Source organism: Clostridium psychrophilum (assembly GCF_018861705.1).
GTDB lineage: Bacteria > Bacillota > Clostridia > Clostridiales > Clostridiaceae > Clostridium_AD > Clostridium_AD psychrophilum.
Map to the genome: position 1 here is coordinate 1 of NZ_JAHLEC010000182.1, position 3,828 is coordinate 3,828.

Below are 3,828 nucleotides of genomic sequence, written 5' to 3' on the forward strand. Positions count from 1 at the left end.
TTTTTTATTGAAATTTTCATATTAATTTACAATATTTTCAAGAGGCATAGCCTAAAATTTGAAATAGCTTAACTCCTACCGGAGAAAATATAGCTTTTTGTGGCTTAATCACAATATAAGTTATATATAAGAAATAAGTTCGCGTTTTGTCAGTTTAAAATTCGTTTACTATTTAGTGATGTTATGAAAACTAGTCATATAGCCAGAGTACGTTAAACACATATTTAACGTACTTTGCCTTTATGGGGTTTACTTGTGGTGACATAAAATAAGATTGTGTATTTAATCGCTTAGAAGGTAATTACCTTCCAGCCATCTTTTAGATAAGTGAAATTTGTTTCATTATATAAGACAAAAATGATTCTTATTAGGTATATACTATTAGTAAAGAAAGGGAGGTTTTTATATGAGTGCAAAGGGAAATAAAATATCCATAATTGGAGCAGGATTTGTGGGGTCAACTACTGCATTTGCTTTAATGACTAGTGGATTAACTTGTGAAATTGTAATTGTAGATATAAATAAGGATAAAGCTGAAGGCGAGGCTATGGATTTATCAGATGGCATATCTTTTGTAAGACCTATAGAAGTAACTGCTGGAGAGTATGCAGATACTAAAGATTCAGATATAGTAATTATTACAGCTGGGGTTGGTCAAAAACCAGGGCAAACTAGATTGGATTGTATTTCAAAAAATTTAGCAGTATTTAAAACTATAGTTCCAAAGATTGTAAAATTTAGTCCTAATTCTATATTATTGGTAGTATCAAATCCTGTGGATATACTTACTTATATAACATATAAGATTTCAGGATTTCCAAGTAACAGGGTTATAGGATCGGGAACGGTTCTTGATACATCGAGATTTAAATATCTACTTAGTAAACATTTTGAAATTGATGCTAGAAATGTTCATACATATATAATGGGTGAACATGGCGATTCAGAAATTGCAACTTGGAGTTTAACTAGTATTGCAGGAATGAATGTTGATGAGTACTGTAATATTTGTACTAGAAAGTGCAGTGGAGAGATGAAATTTGATATATATGAGGAAGTAAAAAACTCAGCTTCTATTATTATTAAAAAGAAGGGCGCAACCTACTATGCGATTGCGTTAGCTATAAAAAGGATAGTTGAAGCAATATTAAGTAATGAAAATTCTATACTTACAGTATCATCTCTATTAAAAGGAGAATATGGAATTAAAGACATATATATGGGAGTACCATCAATTGTAGGTAGAAATGGTGTAAAGAAAATATTGGGAGTTAAACTAAGCGAAGATGAAAACATGAAATTATTTGAATCTTCAAAGGTGCTTAAATCAGTTATAGAAGAGTCAAAAATATAAAATTTGATGATTTAAAGTAAAAATGTCAGTAAAAATTTTTTACTGGTGTTTTTTATTTAATAAATAGAGTTGAGATACTATATTTTTTAAGTAAATAGTAGTATTAGAAGTAATAAACTTAGGAGGGACCCTATGTGATTATAGAATTCATTCTTTACGAATATATGGTGAAAAACGTTATTCATTTTTGACTATGATTGCTGGAATTAATATTCATTTAGATGCAAGGTTTAAGGTTTAAGGTTTCAGGTTTTAGTATTTTAAATTTATTAGTGTAGTCTTTTAACAATTAAATGTTTTTTTCTGAAAATTCCTGCACCGTGTAGGTGCGTTTGCTATACCAAATTTTATCACTAACTGCTCTCTTAACATAAAATTTGTAGTTCTATACCACTTCATACAAATTCAAGTTTTATTTATTAGTTTCCGTGACTACTCTAAATATAAGTATATAAATCAAAAAAGAATTAGTGCAATTAGCAGCTAGTTCTTTTTTATTTTTCGCAGAAAAATTTCAATATAGTTTTTTGACCTCTTATCTTCAACTTGATCTTTAACAATAGCATTTACAAACTTTTCTCCATAAGGAAGGCAAAATTGTATAAAAGGACCAGTTAGGAGTGCTGCTATTACTGTACCTATACCAAATACTCCGCCTAACATAAATCCCATTATTAAGAAACTAATATCTAATGTCATACGAATCCAACGATATTGGAAGTTAGTTTTATCCTTTATTATAAATGGAATAATATCATTTGGCGCCATACCTACCTTACTTGCCGAAAGTATAGAGAATCCAACGGAGATTAGAGCACATCCTAATACAACTAAAAGCATTTTTAAACCAATATTTAAAGATGCAATTGGGAAAAACGAAATAGCTTTTACTCCGAGGTCAATAATGGGGCCTACTCCAACCATACATATAATTGTTCCTATATTAATACGGCTTTTTTCAATTATAAGTATTATGCAAAATAATATAAACAAAATAACCATATTGGAGGTTCCCGGTGTTTTATTTAATCGGAAGGCTAATCCTTGAGTAAATAAAGTAAAGGGATCAGAACCGATATTAGTTTTTAAAAACAAGGCTACCCCGATTTGTGTTATGCTCATTCCTAAAAAAAATAGAGCTAGCCTTTTGATTAGATTTAGTGTTTTAGTCATATTCTCATCCTTTCATAAAGCTAAGTAAAGTTTAGATTTTAGACATATTCACTAAAAAATAACTTTATATATATTTTAGCATGTATATAATATACATATCAAGGAACTTACCTATTCAAAATACGAACTAATCATCATCGAGAAATGTATTAAACTAACGATTTGATTACGAAAATTACAAATATAAATACTATTAGAGCTACAAAAGCTAATAAAGTATCTCTCTTAATTAATTTATTATTCATGTACCCTTCTCCCTTTAAAGTAGACAAATCAAATAATATTTTTTTGGTGAGCACCTTCTATAAAAAGTTTACAGTAGTTAGTCATTATTAAACAATAGATTGCGTAGTGATGATCTTGTTAATATACTTGTTGTTTTACCACAATTCATTTTTTTTAGTTTAGTAATAGTTTTGCGTCTCTTTCTCCAGCTAATTTTAGCTCGTGTTATTTTGACTGAATTTATAAAATTAGTATAAGAATTTTTATTGATTTTATATTTTACTAGAATTTAAATCACCTCTAATTTCTTAATATTAAAGATATTGGCATTTTTTACTTAAAACGGGGCAAGTGAACTTACTATTAGTTTCTCTTAATAAAGTGTTTTTCTTAATATTAAGATTGCATGAAAACTAATAATTTAATTTTTATCATAGTTTGGTTTCATCATTACCTTGATTATTTATAATTGTAATATCTATAATCTCTTTATCTAGCATACTTTTATTTATATCATTATTATTAAACATAGTTGTATCTTTTTTATATTTATTGTCTTTTATGTACTTCCTGCCTTCTTTATCATGCGTCTCCTGTATCGCGTTTTTTAGTGCTTTATTCTTTATGACCTTATCATCCTTGTCCATTTTTTCTACGACTTCCTGTGTGAAGTTTTCTTTATCATTACCCATAGTATATTATTCCTCCTCTTGTTAACTTCATTCACATTTCGTAATGCTTTAGTTTATTGTTTTTTTAATCATTATCTTAACATAGTAATTCCTTCTTCATCACATCAACATAACACTTATTAGTTACGTTGTAAATATTGGATAAAGGGTATATAAATTTAAATATGTATTAATATGAAAATTACCAATATAAATATTATTAGAACCCTAAAAGCTAATAAAGTATCTCTCTTAATTAATTTATTATTCATATACTCTCCCCCCTTAAAAATTCGATAGTGTTAACACTATCTTTGTTTTATTTATTTAAGACCCTGCAATTGCAAGGATTGTAGCTGTTTTTAAGAAAAAAAACAATGACCCCCTCTTTCTGGTATAATTGTT

At 28.0% G+C, this 3,828-nt stretch carries 3 protein-coding genes; 1 reads left to right on the forward strand and 2 read right to left on the reverse strand.

Annotation, left to right across the window (positions count from 1 at the left end):
* Positions 1-406: 406 nt before the first annotated feature.
* Complete coding sequence (locus KPL38_RS18550) at positions 407-1,354, forward strand: L-lactate dehydrogenase (protein ID WP_216290617.1); 948 nt, start codon at positions 407-409, stop codon at positions 1,352-1,354.
* A gap of 483 nt (positions 1,355-1,837) precedes the next feature.
* Here the strand turns inward: KPL38_RS18550 and KPL38_RS18555 are convergent, their stop codons facing one another.
* Positions 1,838-2,527 carry a YczE/YyaS/YitT family protein gene (locus tag KPL38_RS18555; RefSeq protein WP_216290618.1) on the reverse strand — a complete coding sequence of 230 codons (690 nt, stop codon included), beginning with the start codon at positions 2,525-2,527 and terminating at the stop codon, positions 1,838-1,840.
* A gap of 656 nt (positions 2,528-3,183) precedes the next feature.
* Positions 3,184-3,444 carry a hypothetical protein gene (locus KPL38_RS18560; RefSeq protein WP_216290619.1) on the reverse strand — a complete coding sequence of 87 codons (261 nt, stop codon included), beginning with the start codon at positions 3,442-3,444 and terminating at the stop codon, positions 3,184-3,186.
* Positions 3,445-3,828 lie beyond the last annotated feature (384 nt).